This window comes from Vibrio zhanjiangensis (assembly GCF_030161235.1).
GTDB classification, from domain to species: Bacteria; Pseudomonadota; Gammaproteobacteria; order Enterobacterales; family Vibrionaceae; genus Vibrio; species Vibrio zhanjiangensis.
On the sequence record NZ_BSPW01000098.1, the window covers coordinates 1 to 18,979 of the forward strand.

Below are 18,979 nucleotides of genomic sequence, written 5' to 3' on the forward strand. Positions count from 1 at the left end.
AGCGAGATAACGTTGAGTGTCAACCACTTTTTCCAACTTATTTCTCAGCATTTCTGCTTGAACTGTATGGCTTTGCTTACTTTCGGATTTGATTCAAGCTGAGTTGCTTGTCTTCCCGTGTCAGCGAGGGGGCATTATAGAGATAGACTTTATATTGGCAAGCTCTTTTTCTTTATTTTTTTGATTTTTTCATCGTTTGAAGAATTTCTATCCAATAAACCTCATTTTTGCTACTTTTCAATCTAACAAATAGCAATGCATACCCGATACAAGGATAAAAAATGACTTCTCTACGTAGCTATAAAAACATCAAACCTCTCCTAGGTAAAAGAGTGTATATAGATAGCAGCTCAGTTCTAGTTGGAGATATTAGAATTGGTGATGACTCGAGTGTCTGGCCACTTGTCGCCGCACGAGGGGATGTCAACCACATTCATATTGGCGCACGAACCAATATACAAGATGGTAGTGTATTGCATGTTACGCACAAAAATCAGCAAAACCCTGAAGGTTATCCTCTTATCATAGGGAACGATGTCACCATAGGGCATAAAGTTATGTTGCATGGCTGTACTATCAAAGATCGGGTTTTAGTTGGAATGGGTGCGATTGTTTTGGATGGCGCGGTAGTAGAAGAAGAAGTAATGATTGGTGCCGGAAGCTTAGTGCCACCGGGGAAGGTACTTGAAAGCGGTTTTCTCTATATGGGCAGTCCAGTGAAACAAGCACGACTCTTAAGTGAGGAAGAGCGTGCCTTTTTAGTTAAATCGGCAAACAACTATGTACAAAATAAAGACGATTATCTTAATCAAGTACAGGATATTAACTGACAACCTCAATCATGCCTTGCTGATTAAAGGCCTCATCTTCAATGAGGTTTTCAGCCAGGTCTTCAATATCGAAGCGAAAGCGAGAAAAGGTCTCAAGGATTTGCTTCTCTTCATTTAAAAGGCACCCTGAAATATTCTCCAGTGCCTTTTTGCTTATCAGGCAGTTAATTAAAGCTCCTGAAAGCTGCGCCGAAAACAGCACAACTTGTCTGTGTTCATCCCATGACTGGATATCAGAAAACAAAATAGACTGATTCACAACTCACCCTCAAGATAATTTCTAAGCGCATCAAGTGTCGATTGGACATCAGGTCGAATCCCCCGCCAAACAAAGAAACTCTCCGCAGCTTGACCCACTAACATACCCAATCCATCATAAACATGACCAGCACCACTATCGATTGCCCACTGATTAAATGGCGTATTGCCACTACCATACATCATATCGTAAACAACACTAGATGAAGAAAAGATTTTATCCGAAATATCAGGCACTTCACCCATCAAACTGGCTGAGCTTGAATTGATAACCACATCATAGTCTTCTTGGATTGTCTTCATTTCTGTTGCAATAACGTTCCCATAGGGCTGAAAGACTTCTGCCAATTTCTCTGCTTTGCTGTGGGTACGATTAGCAATAACAACTTTCGCTGGATTGTGTTCGAGAAGCGGCTTAACAACTCCACGGGCAGCACCACCTGCACCAATGAGCAAAATCCGTGCACCTTCTATTTTGACATCGAGCCGAAGTAAATCTTGGACAAGGCCCTCTCCATCAGTATTGTCACCTAAGATTTGTCCATCTGAGAGCATTTTAAGGGTATTCACAGCACCCGCTAGGTGAGCTCGCTGCGTAAGTTGCGTCGCAAGGTTAAACGCCTGTTCCTTAAATGGCACAGTCACATTACACCCTTGCCCCCCTTGTTCAAAAAAAGCACGGATAGACTCTTCAAATCCATCAATAGGTGGTTGCTTAGCAGTGTATGTTATTGGCTGTTTGGTCTGCTCTGCGAACAATGTATGGATATATGGGGATTTACTCTGGTTGATCGGGTTACCAAAAACAGCATAACGTACTTGATGCTCAGTCATGTCCTTACCTACATAAAACAAAAGGGTCATTGTTGAACAATGACCCTATCACTTACCTTATCGAGAGGGAAGCATTACCAATCTCTAGGTTTAAGATAATCTTGATAAAGCTCAGCCTCATGACTACCCTCTTCAACCTGATAACCATATTCCCAGCGTGCAAGTGGCGGCATGGACATCAAAATCGACTCAGTACGACCACCACTTTGTAAACCAAACAAAGTACCTCGATCATAAACCAGATTGAACTCAACATAGCGACCACGGCGATACAACTGAAACTGCCGTTCTCTCTCGCCAAAAGCCGTATCTTTACGCCGCTCAACTATTGGCAAATAGGCTTGGGTATATCCCTCACCAACCGCTTGTATATACGCCAAGCACTTATCAAACTCCCAGTGATTGAGATCATCAAAAAATAACCCACCAACCCCGCGCGTTTCATCGCGATGAGGTAAGTAAAAATATTTGTCACACCAAGCTTTATGCTCTTGATAGACTTGTTCTCCAAACGGAGCGCAGATCTTCTTCGCAGTATCGTGCCAATACTGGGCATCGTCTTCAAATGGATAAAAGGGCGTTAAATCAAAACCACCGCCAAACCACCATATTGGGTCTTCTCCTTGTTTTTCAGCGACGAAAAAACGAACGTTGGCATGCGAGGTAGGCACATATGGATTCTTAGGATGCATCACTAACGACACCCCCATAGCCTCAAAGCGGCGGCCCGCTAACTCGGGCCGATGTGCAGTCGCTGACATGGGCATTTCTTGACCTTCGACATGAGAAAAGTTAACCCCACCTTGCTCAAAAACCGCACCATTAGTCATAACGCGAGTACGACCTCCGCCACCTAATTTATCTCCAGGTTCTCGGCTCCAAGCTTCTTCTATAAATTTAGCTCGCCCGTCTACCAGCTCTAGTTGCTGGCAAATAGAATCTTGTAGATCCATTAAAAATTGCTTTACTGCTTGTTTATCAATGGCTGACATCTGTTTCATTTCCTGCTCAGGATTAACCCTGCCTCAACACTTTGGACGTTTTGGCGTCACGAATCTCACTCGGTTTATCTCTTCCGCCCGTTTCACCGGCCAAAATCGCGGCTAAGCGATCTCCAAGCTGATGTTCAACTTCTTGTGTCGTTTTGCAAGGGGGCTTACCGGTCAAATTGGCACTCGTAGAGGTTAACGGCTTTCCAAACGCAAAACACATTTTTTGCACCAAAGGATGATCAGTAACGCGTACCGCTATCGAATCAAACTGACCACTCACCCACTTTGAGGCCTTATGACTACAAGGCATAATCCAGGTAACTGGACCTGGCCAAGTTTGATGAACCCGGTTGAGCTGTGCCTCAGAAAGCTGTGACTCATCAATATAAGGCAGCAACTGCTCATAACTCGCGGCAATTAGGATCAACCCTTTCTCTACCGGTCTTTTCTTTAATTCAAGCAATTTCTTGATTGCATCTGGGTTGTCAGGGTCACAGCCAACACCAAATACCCCTTCAGTTGGGTAGGCGATAACCTCACCATTATTGAGAGCCAAAAGTACTTGCTCAAAGTTATCCACGGTTTTTTCCTGTCTGAATGGCACTTCAAATACCAAAGTTTACAAAGATTCATCGGTAATGACTAAAGCTATTTGATGGAAAATCCCCCTCATCAAAATGAAAAGCAAGCGCAAACGTTTGCTTGAGGTCAAAATCCTCGTATAATGCTGGCAAATTTATCTGCTCACCCAAAAGAGTTGAATTAAGGAGTTAAAGATGAAAGTCGGTATCATCATGGGTTCTAAATCTGACTGGCCAACCATGAAGCTGGCGGCAGAAATGCTGGATCAGTTTGGTGTAGAGTATGAGACAAAAGTAGTATCCGCTCATCGCACTCCACAACTTCTCGCTGACTATGCCAACAGCGCCAAAGAACGTGGTCTGAAAGTCATTATTGCGGGTGCTGGCGGAGCTGCCCACCTACCGGGTATGACAGCTGCGTTCACTAGTTTGCCTGTTTTAGGTGTGCCTGTTCAATCACGAGCTTTAAAAGGTATGGACTCTCTACTTTCAATCGTGCAAATGCCAAAGGGTATTGCCGTCGGCACGTTGGCAATTGGTGAGGCGGGAGCGGCCAATGCTGGTATTCTTGCTGCACAAATCATAGGTACTCATGATGAAGCTGTGATGGCTAAAGTTGAAGCATTTCGCGATCAGCAAACCGAAACCGTATTAGCAAACCCTAACCCAGCAGAGGATTAACCCATGCAAGTGTTGGTGCTAGGTGCTGGTCAATTAGCCCGTATGATGTCTTTGGCTAGCGCTCCCCTAAACATTAAGGTTATCGCTTATGACGTCGGCAGTGAAACGATTGTTCATCCACTCACGCAAACCAAAATTGGCGAAGGGCTGGCCAATGCGATAGATCAGGCGGATGTCATTACCGCTGAATTTGAGCATATCCCTCACCCTATCCTTGATGAATGCGAAGCAAGTGGAAAGCTTATTCCTTCAGCTGAAGCGATAAAATGTGGCGGTGACAGGCGTATGGAAAAAGCCTTACTGGATAGAGCTCAGGTTCACAGTGCTAAATACCATGCCATCAAAACGAAAGAAGATTTCACTCAAGCGATTGAGAAAATTGGTATTCCTATGGTGCTAAAAAGTGCCCTCGGCGGATATGACGGAAAAGGCCAGTGGCGACTGAAAGATCACAGCCAAATTGACTCTGTTTGGAGTGAAATGCAAATTTGCATTGAGTCATCAGATCAACAAGCCATTGTTGCTGAAGAGTTTATCCCATTTGGACGAGAAGTATCACTGGTTGGCGTACGCGGAAAAAATGGGGCCATTCAGGTTTACCCTCTAGCGGAGAATGTGCATACCGACGGAGTACTGAGTATTTCAACAGCCATTGCTGACAATAATTTGCAGCAACAAGCCGAGAGCATGTTCTGTGCCGTAGCGAATGAGCTGGATTATTGCGGCGTACTGGCGCTTGAATTTTTCGACCTCGATGGCACCTTGCTAGTGAATGAAATTGCGCCACGCGTACATAATTCAGGCCATTGGACTCAGCAAGGTGCTGAAACCTGTCAGTTTGAAAACCATCTTCGCTCGGTATGTGGCATCCCTTTAGGCAGCACCAAGCTGATTAGAGAAACGTCCATGATCAATATTCTTGGTGAAGACAGTCTGCCCGAGGCAGTATTTGAGTTGGCTGGCTGCCATGTACACTGGTATGGCAAACAAAAGCGCGCAGGGCGCAAGATGGGTCACATAAATGTATGTGGTGATTATTCCGGTGAGCTACAACGCAAACTCACTAAACTGGCGACAATATTAGACTCTACAAGCTTTCCAGCGCTGCAGCCATGGGCTAACAAAACCGCAGATTGAGCTTATTAAAATGGCGCTATATTGGGCGCCATTTTCACTCCACTTGCATATGATTACACTTGCGATCTGCACACACAAGCCTACGCCCACTAGTCATTTTTTTCTCAACCAACAAAGAAAAGCCACACTTTTCACAGTTACCCTTCACTGGTTGTTGGTTAACAGCAAAGCGACATTTGGGATAATTGTCACAAGCAAAAAATGCTTTACCGAAGCGGTTTTTCCTTTCAACCAATTGCCCATTGCGGCATTCTGGACAAAGCACTTCAACCTGCGGACTTAATTCCTTAGGATGCTCTATAGATTCCAAGTGAGAACACTGTGGATAATCGCTACAACCAATAAACATCCCATAACGGCCATGGCGAAGCACTAACTCTTTACCACATTCAGGGCAAGGGACGCCCAACTCTTTTACGATATGACCGTCGTTTTGATGTAATGGCTGGATGTAATCGCAACTTGGGTACCTACTACACCCAAGAAAAGCACCATGCTTACCATGACGAAGTTGAAGTTTTCCAGAGCCTTGCTGCAACTGGCATTTGGGGCACGCTTTTTCATCTAAAGCGTGCTCATGAGCAGAAAACAACTGATGATCTATTTTACCGCTCATAAATACTAATGGAGAATACCTTGCTCTTTAGTGTATAAGAGCTCTTCCATTAGAGTATAAGCGTTCTCATTCCCAGGCACATTAAACAGCACCATAAGCACAATCCACTTCAGATCATCTAACTCAAATTCATCCGTCTCTAAACCCATAATACGATCAATCACCATCTCTCGGGTTTCGGTAGACAATACGTTCACCTGTTCAAGAAATGTCAAAAAGCCTCGAGATTCAATGTTTAATCTCTGGCATTCCTTATCGGTATAAATACGTGTCGATGTTGAAGTGCTACAAATTGAAATCGCAGCATGCGTTTCACTCTGCTGTAATGCAGCCAGCTCTTCGAGCCAAACAAGGGCTTTATATATGTCTTTTTGATGAAAACCAGCACGAAGCAACTCTTCTTCTAGCTCATCTTGATTGACCTGCAACTCAGCATCGCTATGGATGTAAGTCTCAAACAGATACATTAGGATATCCATCATCATAGCTCGCCCCTCCCCTTTCGAATGTAGCCACCGGAAACTGCAACAACGTGCCCTAAGAGCTCGAGCTCTAAAAGCTGCATCATGACATCTTGAACAGGTATATTGGTCCTACTCGCAAGAATATCAACTGGTATAGCCTTACTACCTACGTTAGCTAACAGCTGAGGAAATGGCAATTCTTCTTTGCAATCAATTTGTTCAAATGCTTCATTCGTCGCTTCTGACGAACAAAAATCAGACCAACGTATCAAAGATTCTATCTCATCAATAATATCTGAAACCTGCTGTACTAAGCACGCTCCTTGCTTGATCAGTAGGTTGCAGCCCCGAGCATTGTGATTGTGTATTGAACCGGGTATAGCAAAGACCTCTCGACCTTGTTCAAGCGCGTAGCGGGCAGTAATAAGCGATCCGCTTTTTTCCGCCGCCTCAACGACTAACACACCCAGAGACAAACCGCTTATCACTCGGTTCCGACGTGGAAAATTTTCTGCTTTCGGCTTCATACTGGGGTGAAACTCTGACACCAAAGCACCCTGCGTAGCAATTCTTTGCGCCAATTCTTGATGACGCGCAGGGTATACATTTTTTAAACCACAACCGAGTACAGCCACTGTTTCTCCCCCTGCAAGCAAAACGCCATCATGAGCGTAACCGTCAATACCTAACGCCATACCACTGGTTATAACCAGTGAATGTTTCGACAACTGCCCAGCAAAGTCTCTAGCAAGATTGAGGCCGTCAATATTTGCACTGCGACTGCCAACAACCGCAAGTTGAGGTTTCAATAAACAATCCCGCTTACCTTCAACAAAGATAACGGGTGGAGCAGAATCTGTTTGCTTGAGGAGTGCGGGATAACCTGCGTCATTCAGAGTCAATATACTCCTTTGACTGCCAGCATATTGCCACTCAAAACACTCATCAACATCCCTGCAAGCTTTGTGCTTGATATAATGAATTTGTCGGTCATTAAAACCCAATGCACTTAGAGATTTTGCAGAAGACTGCACAATATTGACAGGTGACTCTACAGCAACAACCTGCTGAAAAGTCTTAGGACCGATTCTCGGCGTGAAATATAGGCTTAGCCAAGATCTTAGTTCATCACTTGTATCTAGGGACTGACTCAGATATCACCTCTTGGTCTGTAAACGACAACTCAGCACATGCATCAGGTAAAAATAACCCAGTGAATCTAATTGAAGCTGAGTCGTTTTAATTCAGGAAAAACAGTCAAAAGCAATAACGATGCTGTCATTTAGGTGGTAAAATGTCTAGAATTGACCCAATAAAGTTTATCCTGATTCAGCTCAGTTCAATATTTCGAGTGTATATGTCTGTATTACAAGTATTAACATTTCCAGATGATCGCCTGCGCACTGTAGCCAAACCAGTGGAACAGGTAACACCTGAGATTCAAAAACTCGTCGATGATATGATTGAAACCATGTACGACGAAGAAGGCATTGGCCTTGCTGCAACACAAGTTGATGTTCATCTGCGTGTTGTGGTGATTGATATTTCAGAAACCCGTGATCAACCCATGGTTCTAATCAACCCTGAAATCACCGAAAAACGCGGTGAAGATGGCATTGAAGAAGGCTGTTTGTCAGTTCCAGGTGCAAGAGCTCTCGTTCCACGGGCTGCGGAAGTAACCGTTAAAGCCCTTGACCGAGATGGTAAAGAATTCACATTTGAAGCAGACGAGCTACTTGCAATCTGCGTCCAACATGAACTTGATCACTTACAAGGCAAGCTGTTTGTTGACTACCTATCGCCTTTAAAGCGTAAACGAATTCAAGACAAACTAGCAAAAATCAAACGCCAGAACGAAAAAAACGCCAGTAAGGCCTAATAACAAACAAAGGAACCCGCTTTGAGTAAATCTTTAAAGATTGTTTTTGCAGGTACTCCCGACTTCGCCGCCCGCCACTTGGCGGCGTTGTTGTCTTCAGAACATCAAGTTGTTGCAGTCTACACTCAGCCAGATAGACCCGCAGGACGTGGCAAAAAAATCACCTCAAGTCCCGTCAAAACTTTGGCTCTAGAGCATCATGTCCCTGTACATCAGCCAGAAAACTTCAAGTCTGAACAAGCAAAACAAGATTTAGCCAATCTAAATGCAGATCTGATGGTCGTGGTTGCGTATGGACTACTACTGCCTCAAGCAGTACTCGACACACCCAAATTGGGCTGTGTGAATGTTCATGGCTCCATTTTACCCAGATGGCGCGGCGCCGCGCCTATCCAGCGTTCGATCTGGGCTGGCGATGAGCAAACCGGTGTCACCATCATGCAAATGGATATAGGTTTAGATACAGGTGACATGCTAAAAATTGCGTCGCTCCCTATCGAGCCTACGGATACTAGCGCCTCAATGTACCAAAAACTTGCCGAACTAGGACCCGTTGCTTTGCTGGAATGTCTGGCCGATATTGCCAATGGTTCAGCTGTGGCAAAAAAACAAGACAATGACCAAGCTAACTATGCTGAAAAACTTAGCAAAGAAGAGGCACGTATCCAGTGGAATCATGATGCTGTGCATATTGAACGCTGCGTGCGTGCGTTCAACCCTTGGCCCGTTAGCCACTTTGTTGCCGCCGATAGCAGCATCAAAGTCTGGCAGAGCAGAGTGGATAAGCGACAAACCAGTCAGGCACCTGGCACTATAATTCAAGCGGATAAAACCGGGATTTACGTTTCAACCGGTAAAGATGTACTCGTTTTGGAACAGATCCAAGTGCCGGGGAAAAAGGCCATGCCGATTCAAGATATTTTGAATTCACGAGCCGATTGGTTTGAAGTTGGTACTCAACTGACTTAGTTTATACGTACTTTTTGAGGGTGGAGACACCCTCCCTTACTTTTAAGGTAATTTAGATGAATGTTCGTGCTGCTGCGGCTAATGTCCTGTTTCAAGTCGTCGACAAGGGCCAGTCTCTTTCTACTGCACTTCCTTTAGCTCAACAACAAGTTAAACCTCGCGATCAAGCTCTATTACAAGAGATATGTTATGGTGCGCTGCGCTACCTTCCTCGACTTGAGTCGATAGCGAATGAGCTGATGGACAAACCACTCAAAGGTAAACAACGGGTTTTTCACCATCTGATTCTTGTCGGCATTTATCAGCTCAGCTTTATGCGCATTCCTGCGCATGCAGCAGTAGGGGAGACCGTTGAAGGTACAAAAACACTCAAAGGCCCTCGTCTACGCGGTTTAATTAATGCCGTACTGCGCAACTATCAGCGTAAACAAGAAGAATTGGATGCTTTTGCCGTCAGTCACCATGCTGGCAAATATGGCCACCCAAGTTGGCTACTAACATTACTTCAAGATACTTACCCTGATAAGTGGCAAGATATAGTTGAAGCTAACAATAGCAAGGCTCCAATGTGGCTACGGGTCAATCACCAGCATCACAGCCGAGATGAATACCAACAAATACTCAAAGATAACGGCATTGATAGCCACCCCCATAGTGAAGCAAATGATGCGCTGAGATTAGAAGCGCCATGTGATGTGTCCAAGCTACCTGGCTTTGATAAAGGATGGGTCTCTGTTCAAGATGCCGCGGCGCAACTTTCACTCAATTATCTCACACCAAAAGACGGTGAATTAATACTCGATTGCTGCGCAGCGCCGGGCGGAAAAACAGCCCACATCTTAGAACGAACCCATCAAGCTAAAGTCGTTGCCATTGATTGTGATGAAAGCCGTCTGAAGCGAGTCCATGACAACCTAAAACGTCTACAACTCAACGCTGAGGTGATTTGTGGGGATGCACGCAAACCGCTAGAGTGGTGGCAAGGAGAGCAGTTTGACCGCATTCTGCTCGATGCTCCCTGCTCAGCCACTGGGGTAATTCGCCGCCATCCGGATATTAAGTGGCTACGTCGCCGAGAAGACATTGCGGCATTAACTGAGTTACAAAGTGAGATTCTTGATGCCATGTGGCAGCAACTAAAACCTGGCGGTACGCTTGTGTATGCAACCTGCTCGATCACTCCACAAGAAAATGGGGAGCAAATCGAGGCATTTCTGTCACGGACAAAAGAGGCTCAATTGGAAGGCTCTCCGATAGATAAGCCCGGACGTCAAATTCTTCCCGGAGAGGAAAACATGGATGGTTTTTATTATGCCATCATAAAGAAAGCTCATAATGATAAAGGCTGACAGTCTTTTCAACTTTGGTTAAACAGGAAACGCTATGAAAATCATCATTCTTGGTGCGGGTCAAGTCGGCGGCACACTGGCTGAAAATCTGGTTGGTGAAAACAATGACATCACCATAGTCGACAAAGACAGTGATCGCTTACGTGAGCTTCAAGACAAGTATGATTTGAGAGTGGTCAATGGTTATGCCAGTCACCCAGACGTATTGCGCGAAGCAGGCGCTCAAGACGCCGATATGCTAGTGGCTGTGACTAACATGGACGAAACCAACATGGCAGCATGCCAAGTCGCCTTTACTCTATTTAACACCCCCAATCGCATTGCTCGCATTCGCTCACCACAATATCTTCATGAAAAGGAAGCATTGTTTCAGTCGGGTGCCGTCCCTGTCGATCATTTAATTGCCCCTGAAGAGTTGGTAACTAGCTATATTGAACGCTTGATTCAATACCCAGGTGCACTTCAAGTGGTGAGCTTTGCCGATCAAAAAGTTAGCTTAGTTGCGGTTAAGGCCTATTATGGTGGCCCACTGGTCGGCAACGCGCTCTCTGCTCTTCGTGAACATATGCCTCATATCGATACTCGGGTCGCGGCGATATTTCGTCAAGGCAGACCGATAAGACCTCAAGGTACAACCATCATAGAGGCAGATGATGAGGTCTTTTTCGTCGCAGCGAGCAACCATATTCGTTCAGTAATGAGTGAACTACAGCGACTTGAAAAGCCGTATCGACGCATCATGATTGTAGGTGGTGGCAATATCGGCGCCAGCCTTGCCAAGCGCCTTGAACAATCGTATAGCGTTAAACTGATTGAACGTAGCTATCAAAGAGCAGAAAAGCTTTCTGAAGAACTCGAAAACACGATCGTTTTTTGTGGGGATGCCGCCGATCAAGAGCTGTTACTGGAAGAAAACATCGACCAAGTGGATGTATTTATCGCGCTCACCAATGAAGACGAAACCAATATTATGTCTGCCATGCTGGCAAAGAGAATGGGCGCGAAAAAAGTCATGGTTCTTATCCAGCGCGGAGCCTATGTTGACTTAGTTCAAGGTGGTGTGATTGATGTGGCTATCTCACCACAACAAGCAACAATATCAGCGCTACTGACTCATGTTCGCCGAGCCGACATTGTTAACGTGTCTTCTCTACGTCGTGGCGCGGCTGAGGCTATCGAAGCTATCGCTCACGGAGATGAAACCACGTCAAAAGTCGTTGGCAGAGCCGTGGGTGATATCAAACTCCCTCCTGCGACCACCATAGGAGCAATCGTTCGAGGTGAGGAAGTATTAATTGCTCATGACCGCACAGTGATAGAGCAAGACGACCATGTTGTCATGTTCTTGGTTGATAAAAAGTACGTCGCCGACGTTGAGGCTCTATTCCAGCCGAGTCCCTTTTTCCTCTAGGTTTGGCATCATGGTCAACTTTCGTCCTATTTTATTTGTCATCGGCTTAGTGCTATCAAAACTGGCTCTGTTCATGTATGTCCCAACCTTTGTCGCCTTTTTTACCGGCACCTCTGGGTTTATTGAATTTGGTCAAGCCGTTATCATCACTCACATTGCCGCTTTTTTCTGCTTAAGCATAGGACGAACCAAAAGCTTCAAACTTAGCGCTCGGGACATGTTTCTGATCACTAGCCTTGTCTGGACGGTAGCGAGTACTTTTGCGGCGTTACCCTTTGTCTTCATCAATCATATCAGCTTTACCGACGCCTACTTTGAGACCATGTCAGGCATCACCACAACTGGCTCAACGGTTTTAAATGGGCTCGATGAGATGGCGCCAAGCATTTTATTATGGCGTTCCATCTTGCAGTGGCTAGGAGGGATTGGTTTCATTGTGATGGCTGTGGCTGTGCTACCGATGCTCAACGTTGGAGGGATGAAACTCTTCCACACCGAGTCTTCCGACTGGTCAGATAAAAGCAGTCCCAGAGCTAAGACTGTCGCAAAAAATATCATGCTAGTTTATTTGAGCCTGACCGGTCTTTGTATGCTTGGGTATGTCCTGACAGGTATGAGCTGGTTTGAAGCGGTCAACCATTCGTTTACAACCCTGTCTACAGGCGGATATTCAACCTCTGATGGTTCAATGAACCACTTTTCACATGGCTCACACTGGGTCGCCACTTTATTCATGTTTCTTGGCGGCCTACCTTTTCTATTATTTGTCGCAGCCCTGCGTAAAAAAAGCATTATTCAGCTCTTTAATGATGCTCAAGTTAGGGGATTCACCTATCTCTTCCTTGGCTCTAGCCTAATCATTTCCGGCTGGCTGATCATTCGAGATGGCTACAGCATCATGGATGCTTTACGTGTATCAATGTTTAATATTGTTTCTGTGCTAACCACCACTGGGTTTGGCCTAGAAGACTTTACCGCTTGGGGAGCCCTACCAACCACTCTATTTGCATTTTTGATGATGGCTGGAGCCTGTTCTGGCTCGACCTCTGGCGGGATTAAGATTTTCCGTTTCCAAATAGCCGTCACACTGCTTAATAAGCAAATGATGAAATTGATTCACCCTTCAGGGGTGTTTGTACAACGTTATAATCAAAGGCCGGTTAACGATGACATCGTTCGATCAGTGGTTGCCTTCGTACTGATGTTTTTTGTTACCATTATTTTTATTGCTGGCTGCTTAAGTGCACTAGGTTTAGATCCTATTACTAGCATATCCGGCTCGATTACGGCCGTCGCTAATGTTGGACCTGGAATGGGGGCGGTCATAGGTCCAACAGGTAACTTTGCCCCACTTCCAGACATAGCAAAATGGCTACTGAGCTTTGGTATGTTAATGGGACGGCTAGAAATACTCACTTTGCTAGTGCTATTTTTCCCTGCTTTTTGGAAGCGATAAGGACAAAAAATGTATAAGATTCTGGGATTAGCGACCCTAATTTTAACCTCCACTGCCATGGCAGAACAGAGAGTAAAATTGGATGATGGCCGAGAAGTTATTTTAAATGACAATTTTACCTGGCAATACATCAACAACGCATCTTCGGCTCAGGCCAAAAGTACTGCTTTAGATAAAACCCAACCTGCAACAATCCCCCTTATAGAAAAAAAAGTAGCCAGCCTTATCACTCTCGATAGTAAACGCCCCAGCATGCAGCTTTCAAATTCTGGCGTAGAGGTATTGCTCGGATCGCCAAGTTATGCCGAAGGCAAACTTATTATTCCAACCTCAATCACTAATCAGAGTCTCAATTCGGTGATATTGATAGAAGCAGAGGTCGAGATTTCAACACCAGATAAACAAACTTTGGTGAAAAAAAGTATCACTATTTGGCAGTCAATCAAACGTATGCCAGACACTTACCTTCGCCCCCAGCAGGTTGAACAAGGTAGAAGCATTGAGCTGAAAGTCGATAAACAAGAGCAGTATTTCGTCAGCGCAAACATCACTAACCTAGTCACACGTTAAACTGGATCAACATACCAATAAATCGCTAAAAAATGACAAGCACAACCGGCTAAAACAAAACCATGCCAAATTGCGTGATTAAACGGGATGCGCTTGGCAACATAGAAAATCACACCTAACGAGTATATGACTCCCCCAGCGGCCAAAAGGGCTATACCTCCTATTTCGAGGTTAAGTACCAGCTGATAGATCACCACCAAAGAAAGCCACCCCATAATTAGATAAGTCACAAGTGACAATTTTTCATACCGATAGACAAAAGCGAACTTCATGATGATGCCTATCAATGCCAGTGTCCATATGACAATCATCAAACCAATGGCAAGAGGTGTTCTTAAACTCACCAAGAGAAAAGGCGTGTAGCTTCCCGCAATCAAAAGATAAATTGCACAATGATCGAACGTTTTCAACGCTCTCTTAGCTCTTTGGTGCGGAACAGCATGGTAGAGAGTTGAAGCAAGAAATAAAACAATCATGCTTGCCCCATAAATACTCATGCTAGTAATGGTAAGGACATCAGCGTTATGACTGGTGGCTTTGACTAAAAGAAGAATTAAGCCCACAATCCCAAATACCATCCCAACACCATGAGTTAGCGTATTTGCCCACTCTTCTTTTACACTATACAAGGAATTGGTTTGAGTTGTCATAACGAGTCACACCTTGGAACATTTGCTCTAAAGTATGCCATATTGAGCTTACACTTGTAAGTTAAAATGATTAAATTTATGTTAAGTGTGCTTATCTAAATATTCAACAACCTGCTTTCCAGCTTGTTTTGCAGCAGTGGTAAGCGGTATTGTCAGCTGACGCTGTAGTTTGCCGACACCAAGTAAGCTTGCCAGCATTCCCTTAGCGCCTTTACGATGACGGTCAATCTCAAACCACATTTGTAACTGTTCATCACTGCGATGGGCCACCATTTCCAACTCTCGCCATCGTCCATGAAAGGGCCCCATTGTCGGTACAAACTCAAATTCTTGCACAAACGGCAACTCAAACCCCTCTACCGCTTCACACTCAACTTGGCGAATACGCAATCCACTCTCTTCCAACGCCGTAAAGATTTCATCCAATAAAGGATCTGGACGTACCGTTAATATATCAGTATCACTAGGATCTTTGGCCAAAGCGATATTCAGTCCAGTTTCTAACCATACTTTAGAGTCTCCTATGGTCACTGGCGCATTCCAAGGTACATCGAGCTCAACAGCAAAATCTCGAGTTTCTCCTGGCTTAATAGTAAAGGCATAAGGCAAACTCCAATGCGCTAATGCATAGTTGACCGGAACACGACACATACGATTGCTGGAGCGATCATCGTTACCCTGGTTGGCTGGCCTTTCTTTTATGTAGCGGCAATAGAGTTTCATTTCTATGTTATCGATTTCTTGAACCGTCGCCCCACCGTACACATGAATCGTGATATTGACCTTTTGACCTGGGTAAAGCACCTCTTGTTGAAGCACTGAATCCACTTTCGCAGATCCAATACCAAAGCTTGCTAGGGTTTTCTTAAAAAACGACATACGCATCTCCTAGGTACAGTACAGCTAGACGAAACCTTATCAAATCATACTAATCTGAACCAGAGCATCACTAATGCAATCTCTCTCACAGATTGACAGGGATAATCAACAAACATCATCGATTAGATATCGACCAATTAATAAGATAGTGCTAGTCTAATCACTGATATGGATAATTCATATCACATTCCCTAATTAGTTACTTGGATTGGCGTAAGCCAGAAGAGTTCCTTGCAAAAGTAAAGTGCAACTCATAACTAGTTAGGCCATAAATTTGGCAATGGATATGCCTGGCAGTTAGGTTAATCAATGCGACCAACAGTAGTCAGGTGCTCGCACATAAATCGTGCGATGCGTCGCCGCAGTGGCTTTGTAAAGACACCCGCGACACAAAATATCGCGCCCGGAATGACTTTAGTAGAAAAGACGGCACTATCGGCGTCAACTACAGCCAAAGTTACTAAGGCGGCATAGTTAAAAAGCGCAGCTAACACTGCGCTTTTTTCTTTATCTTCAGCATGCATGTTTCCCCATTTTATCTTTGGAACTTTTCCCCCTCATTTGATACATTTAACATTATATCATTACAAAAGTTATGGATTAAAAGATGAAATGTCACCGTATTGAAGAACTGCTTGAGTTATTGGCACCCGAGTGGAATAAGGATCAACACCTCAACTTGCTCGCCTTTATTGCCCAGCTGGCAACAGAAGCAGGCTATCAGGGCCCCATTGAAGAACTGACCGACGATGTGCTTATTTATCACCTTAAAATGCGCAATAGTGCCAAAGACGAGATGATCCCAGGGCTACAAAAAGATCACGAACCCGATTTCAAATCCGCTCTACTCAAAGCGCGTGGCATTATCAAGTAATCCCCTCAAACCAATATATTATTTTTTGCACTTAAATCATAAAGATGGAGAAACTGTTAGGTCTTTTTTTACCAAACTGTACTGCTTTTTATTGCTAAAGGTTGATTGCGTTAAAGAAATAAAAATGACGCCACGTATATAATCATCGCCAAATAAGACAATACTTAACAAGGATTGTCGATAGAGCGAGGCCAATAAGAAGCCTTGCCTTTTTAGCCCAAGAAGGAAGCACTATGAGTCAGGACAAGATTGAAGTAAAAGACGTGACTCCCAAAACCTTTAACCCCAAAACTCACAAGACCAAGGGGGACAGGTTCAATCCAAGCAACCGTATTTACGTGCGCGAAAGTAAGGGACGATTTCAGCAATTACGTCGTTTGGGAGGATGGTTCTTGCTGTTGCTCTTTGCTATGGTTCCTTGGCTCCCTTATGGTGAACGGCAAGCCATATTGTTGGACATTGGCAATCAGCAATTCAACTTTTTTGGTACCACACTTTACCCTCAAGATCTGACCTTATTAGCGTTATTATTCGTGATCTCGGCTTTTGGACTATTTTTTATCACCACATTTTTAGGTCGAGTATGGTGTGGCTACTTATGTCCTCAAACCGTGTGGACTTTTATGTATATATGGTTTGAGGAAAAGCTTGAAGGAAGTGCAAATAAACGCCGCAAACAAGATGCAGGGAAACTCACCAGTGAGCTCCTGTTACGTAAAATAGCCAAACACATCGCTTGGATGGCAATTGCGCTGGCTACTGGATTCACCTTTGTCGGCTATTTTGTTCCAATACGAGAACTCGTGATCAATTTTTTCACTTGGGATGAGGCTTTTTGGCCGGTATTTTGGGTGTTATTTTTTGCTGGATGTACCTACGGCAATGCCGGATGGATGCGATCGATTATGTGTATTCACATGTGCCCATATGCTCGCTTTCAGTCAGCGATGTTCGATAAAGATACTTTCATCGTTGGCTATGATGCCAAACGCGGTGAAGCACGCGGAGCAAGGCCACGCAAAGCGGATCCCAAAACTTTAGGTTTGGGGGATTGCGTCGATTGTAATTTGTGTGTTCAAGTCTGCCCTACGGGCATAGACATACGTGATGGATTACAGTACGAATGCATTAACTGCGGAGCCTGTATTGATGCCTGTGATAACACCATGGATAAAATGGGTTATGACAAAGGGTTGATCAGCTACACCACTGAGCACCGATTGTCAGGCAAGCACACCAAGATAATGCGCCCTAAATTGCTTGGTTATGGTGCCATTTTCTTGGTGATGATAGGTTTGTTTTTCGCCCAAATTGCAGCCGTCGACCCAGCAGGTCTGAGCGTTCTTCGAGATCGAAACCAATTGTTCAGAGTCAATGGGCTTGGTGAAATAGAAAATACCTACACCCTAAAGATCATCAATAAAACTCAGCAGGAACAAGAATACAAGCTAGATGTTATTGGCTTAAGTGATGCCTCTTGGTATGGCAAACAAACTGTGAATGTTCTACCCGGAGAAGTGCTCAGCCTACCGATGAGCTTAGGGGTACAACCTGACAGTCTAACTTCACCTGTTGCCATGATAGAGTTCACTCTCTCAGACAATGATAACTTTACTACTTCGGTAGAAAGTAGGTTTATCAAAAAGCTTTAGCTAACTTGTAGTTAGGGGCAAGGTGAATCCTAACCTTTTCTCTAACTACTTGATGAAACCTCAGCATCACCAACACAAAAAGCAACGCTTTGGCCATGATTATCAAACATCACACCTTGTGGGTTAATTCGATCTATCATATCTTGATACGTGATCTCCGATGCTGGAGAGTCTGGCCTATCTCGAAGCCTCTGAATAAAGTTAGTCCCGGCCCAGTTTTCATGAAAATACAGTCGCTCTGAACGCTTCCAACAACTCGCGCCTCTGGCTCGATATGCGCTAAACCATACGCTTTGGTTATTACCACTAGTGTAATCAGCTCGGGACGAAATATTCCATTCTGTATAAATTGCACGCTGTTGTAGCGTCGCGCTCCAGCCTTGTTCGGATTGCAAATCATAACCGACCAACAGAGATTCAAAATGGACATTTTTATCAAACCAAGCCCGAACTTTATTATCATTTTCATTGAGCCTATCAATACAAAGTCCTTCTGGATTTGCATCGCACCAAGCAGCGTAAGCAATCAGCGATTGACTCCAAACGATCACAGAACAAATAAGACTGAGTTTGTTGTTCATTTTTCACTATCCCAATGAGGCCCCGATACATCCCTAGCTATTTGGCTATTGCCAAACAATCCAGTGAATGGCATCAAAGCAATGTTTACCCTTCCATGTCATCAGCAACATATACCAATATCTATGAGAGAGGGAGTATCGCGCCTGCAGTACTGTGATTCAACGTACTCCGTTAAGTCGGTGGCTGTTTTTTAATCTGTGGCACATGTTTATGCGTCCACAAGTGACAGTTCAAATAAAATAGTCTTTATGATCTGACCAGTATTGTCACACCGATGCGATGGGTGGAATCAAATCTCAAATGAGTGAAACAGCG

General features: G+C 44.5%; 22 protein-coding genes. 11 read left to right on the plus strand and 11 right to left on the minus strand.

Features of this window, described 5'->3' with window-relative positions:
• Positions 1–281 precede the first annotated feature (281 nt).
• Positions 282–830, plus strand: a complete 549-nt coding sequence (locus tag QQK21_RS20670; protein WP_284194062.1) for a gamma carbonic anhydrase family protein — start codon at positions 282–284, stop codon at positions 828–830.
• Here the strand turns inward: QQK21_RS20670 and QQK21_RS20675 are convergent.
• The 4 genes from QQK21_RS20675 to tsaC all read right to left on the minus strand — a co-directional run bounded on the left by QQK21_RS20675 (position 823) and on the right by tsaC (position 3,494).
• Positions 823–1,089, minus strand: a complete 267-nt coding sequence (locus tag QQK21_RS20675; RefSeq protein ID WP_284194063.1) for a DUF1488 family protein — start codon at positions 1,087–1,089, stop codon at positions 823–825. The two genes, QQK21_RS20670 and QQK21_RS20675, sit on opposite strands and share 8 nt — an antisense overlap.
• A complete protein-coding gene (gene aroE / locus QQK21_RS20680) occupies positions 1,086–1,922 on the minus strand; it encodes a shikimate dehydrogenase (RefSeq protein ID WP_284194064.1) in 837 nt (278 codons plus the stop codon). Before aroE ends, QQK21_RS20675 begins: the two co-directional genes overlap by 4 nt.
• Positions 1,923–1,996: 74 nt before the next feature.
• Positions 1,997–2,914 (minus strand): oxygen-dependent coproporphyrinogen oxidase, encoded by a 918-nt coding sequence (gene hemF, locus QQK21_RS20685; RefSeq protein ID WP_284194065.1) that lies wholly within the window; start codon positions 2,912–2,914, stop codon positions 1,997–1,999.
• 22 nt (positions 2,915–2,936) lie between these two features.
• Entirely contained in the window at positions 2,937–3,494 is a 558-nt protein-coding gene (gene tsaC, locus QQK21_RS20690; RefSeq protein ID WP_284194066.1) for an L-threonylcarbamoyladenylate synthase type 1 TsaC, read from the minus strand.
• Positions 3,495–3,690: 196 nt separating this feature from the next.
• Between tsaC and purE the strand changes: the two genes are divergently transcribed.
• A complete protein-coding gene (gene purE, locus QQK21_RS20695) occupies positions 3,691–4,176 on the plus strand; it encodes a 5-(carboxyamino)imidazole ribonucleotide mutase (RefSeq protein WP_284194067.1) in 486 nt (161 codons plus the stop codon).
• Between the two features lie 3 nt (positions 4,177–4,179).
• Positions 4,180–5,313, plus strand: a complete 1,134-nt coding sequence (locus QQK21_RS20700) for a 5-(carboxyamino)imidazole ribonucleotide synthase (RefSeq protein ID WP_284194068.1) — start codon at positions 4,180–4,182, stop codon at positions 5,311–5,313.
• Positions 5,314–5,347: 34 nt separating this feature from the next.
• On the opposite strand, the gene QQK21_RS20705 is transcribed toward QQK21_RS20700, so the two are convergent.
• The 3 genes from QQK21_RS20705 to dprA are packed head-to-tail and all read right to left on the minus strand — an operon-like array spanning position 5,348 to position 7,547.
• A complete protein-coding gene (locus tag QQK21_RS20705) occupies positions 5,348–5,929 on the minus strand; it encodes a DNA topoisomerase family protein (RefSeq protein ID WP_284194069.1) in 582 nt (193 codons plus the stop codon).
• A gap of 5 nt (positions 5,930–5,934) precedes the next feature.
• The gene (locus tag QQK21_RS20710) at positions 5,935–6,414 is read right to left on the minus strand and encodes a DUF494 family protein (protein WP_284194070.1); all 480 of its coding nucleotides are present in this window, start codon (positions 6,412–6,414) and stop codon (positions 5,935–5,937) included.
• Positions 6,411–7,547, minus strand: a complete 1,137-nt coding sequence (gene dprA, locus QQK21_RS20715) for a DNA-processing protein DprA (protein ID WP_284194129.1) — start codon at positions 7,545–7,547, stop codon at positions 6,411–6,413. Before dprA ends, QQK21_RS20710 begins: the two co-directional genes overlap by 4 nt.
• 203 nt (positions 7,548–7,750) lie before the next feature.
• Between dprA and def the strand changes: the two genes are divergently transcribed.
• Genes def through QQK21_RS20745 form a run of 6 tightly spaced genes read left to right on the plus strand, consistent with a single transcriptional unit; the run spans position 7,751 to position 14,027 of the window.
• Positions 7,751–8,272 carry a peptide deformylase gene (gene def, locus QQK21_RS20720; RefSeq protein ID WP_284194130.1) on the plus strand — a complete coding sequence of 174 codons (522 nt, stop codon included), beginning with the start codon at positions 7,751–7,753 and terminating at the stop codon, positions 8,270–8,272.
• A gap of 21 nt (positions 8,273–8,293) precedes the next feature.
• The gene (fmt, locus tag QQK21_RS20725; RefSeq protein ID WP_284194071.1) at positions 8,294–9,241 is read left to right on the plus strand and encodes a methionyl-tRNA formyltransferase; all 948 of its coding nucleotides are present in this window, start codon (positions 8,294–8,296) and stop codon (positions 9,239–9,241) included.
• A gap of 56 nt (positions 9,242–9,297) precedes the next feature.
• Positions 9,298–10,590 carry a 16S rRNA (cytosine(967)-C(5))-methyltransferase RsmB gene (rsmB, locus tag QQK21_RS20730; RefSeq protein WP_284194072.1) on the plus strand — a complete coding sequence of 431 codons (1,293 nt, stop codon included), beginning with the start codon at positions 9,298–9,300 and terminating at the stop codon, positions 10,588–10,590.
• Positions 10,591–10,624: 34 nt separating this feature from the next.
• A complete protein-coding gene (gene trkA / locus QQK21_RS20735) occupies positions 10,625–12,001 on the plus strand; it encodes a Trk system potassium transporter TrkA (RefSeq protein ID WP_284194073.1) in 1,377 nt (458 codons plus the stop codon).
• A gap of 10 nt (positions 12,002–12,011) precedes the next feature.
• Positions 12,012–13,457, plus strand: coding sequence for a TrkH family potassium uptake protein (locus tag QQK21_RS20740; protein WP_284194074.1), 1,446 nt, complete (start codon positions 12,012–12,014; stop codon positions 13,455–13,457).
• A 9-nt stretch (positions 13,458–13,466) separates the two neighbouring features.
• Complete coding sequence (locus QQK21_RS20745) at positions 13,467–14,027, plus strand: DUF3157 family protein (protein ID WP_284194075.1); 561 nt, start codon at positions 13,467–13,469, stop codon at positions 14,025–14,027.
• On the opposite strand, the gene trhA is transcribed toward QQK21_RS20745, so the two are convergent.
• The 3 genes from trhA to QQK21_RS20760 form a co-directional block, all read right to left on the minus strand.
• A complete protein-coding gene (gene trhA / locus QQK21_RS20750) occupies positions 14,024–14,677 on the minus strand; it encodes a PAQR family membrane homeostasis protein TrhA (protein ID WP_284194076.1) in 654 nt (217 codons plus the stop codon). The two genes, QQK21_RS20745 and trhA, sit on opposite strands and share 4 nt — an antisense overlap.
• 81 nt (positions 14,678–14,758) lie before the next feature.
• Entirely contained in the window at positions 14,759–15,556 is a 798-nt protein-coding gene (locus QQK21_RS20755) for a sporulation protein (RefSeq protein WP_284194077.1), read from the minus strand.
• A 302-nt stretch (positions 15,557–15,858) separates the two neighbouring features.
• On the minus strand, positions 15,859–16,080 hold the full coding sequence (locus QQK21_RS20760; protein ID WP_284194135.1) for a hypothetical protein: 222 nt from the start codon (positions 16,078–16,080) through the stop codon (positions 15,859–15,861).
• Positions 16,081–16,163: 83 nt separating this feature from the next.
• Between QQK21_RS20760 and QQK21_RS20765 the strand changes: the two genes are divergently transcribed.
• Both QQK21_RS20765 and ccoG read left to right on the plus strand, forming a co-directional pair.
• The gene (locus QQK21_RS20765) at positions 16,164–16,430 is read left to right on the plus strand and encodes a YihD family protein (RefSeq protein ID WP_284194078.1); all 267 of its coding nucleotides are present in this window, start codon (positions 16,164–16,166) and stop codon (positions 16,428–16,430) included.
• A gap of 233 nt (positions 16,431–16,663) precedes the next feature.
• Entirely contained in the window at positions 16,664–18,082 is a 1,419-nt protein-coding gene (gene ccoG, locus QQK21_RS20770; protein ID WP_284194079.1) for a cytochrome c oxidase accessory protein CcoG, read from the plus strand.
• Between the two features lie 41 nt (positions 18,083–18,123).
• On the opposite strand, the gene QQK21_RS20775 is transcribed toward ccoG, so the two are convergent.
• The gene (locus QQK21_RS20775; RefSeq protein WP_284194080.1) at positions 18,124–18,663 is read right to left on the minus strand and encodes a hypothetical protein; all 540 of its coding nucleotides are present in this window, start codon (positions 18,661–18,663) and stop codon (positions 18,124–18,126) included.
• Positions 18,664–18,979 lie beyond the last annotated feature (316 nt).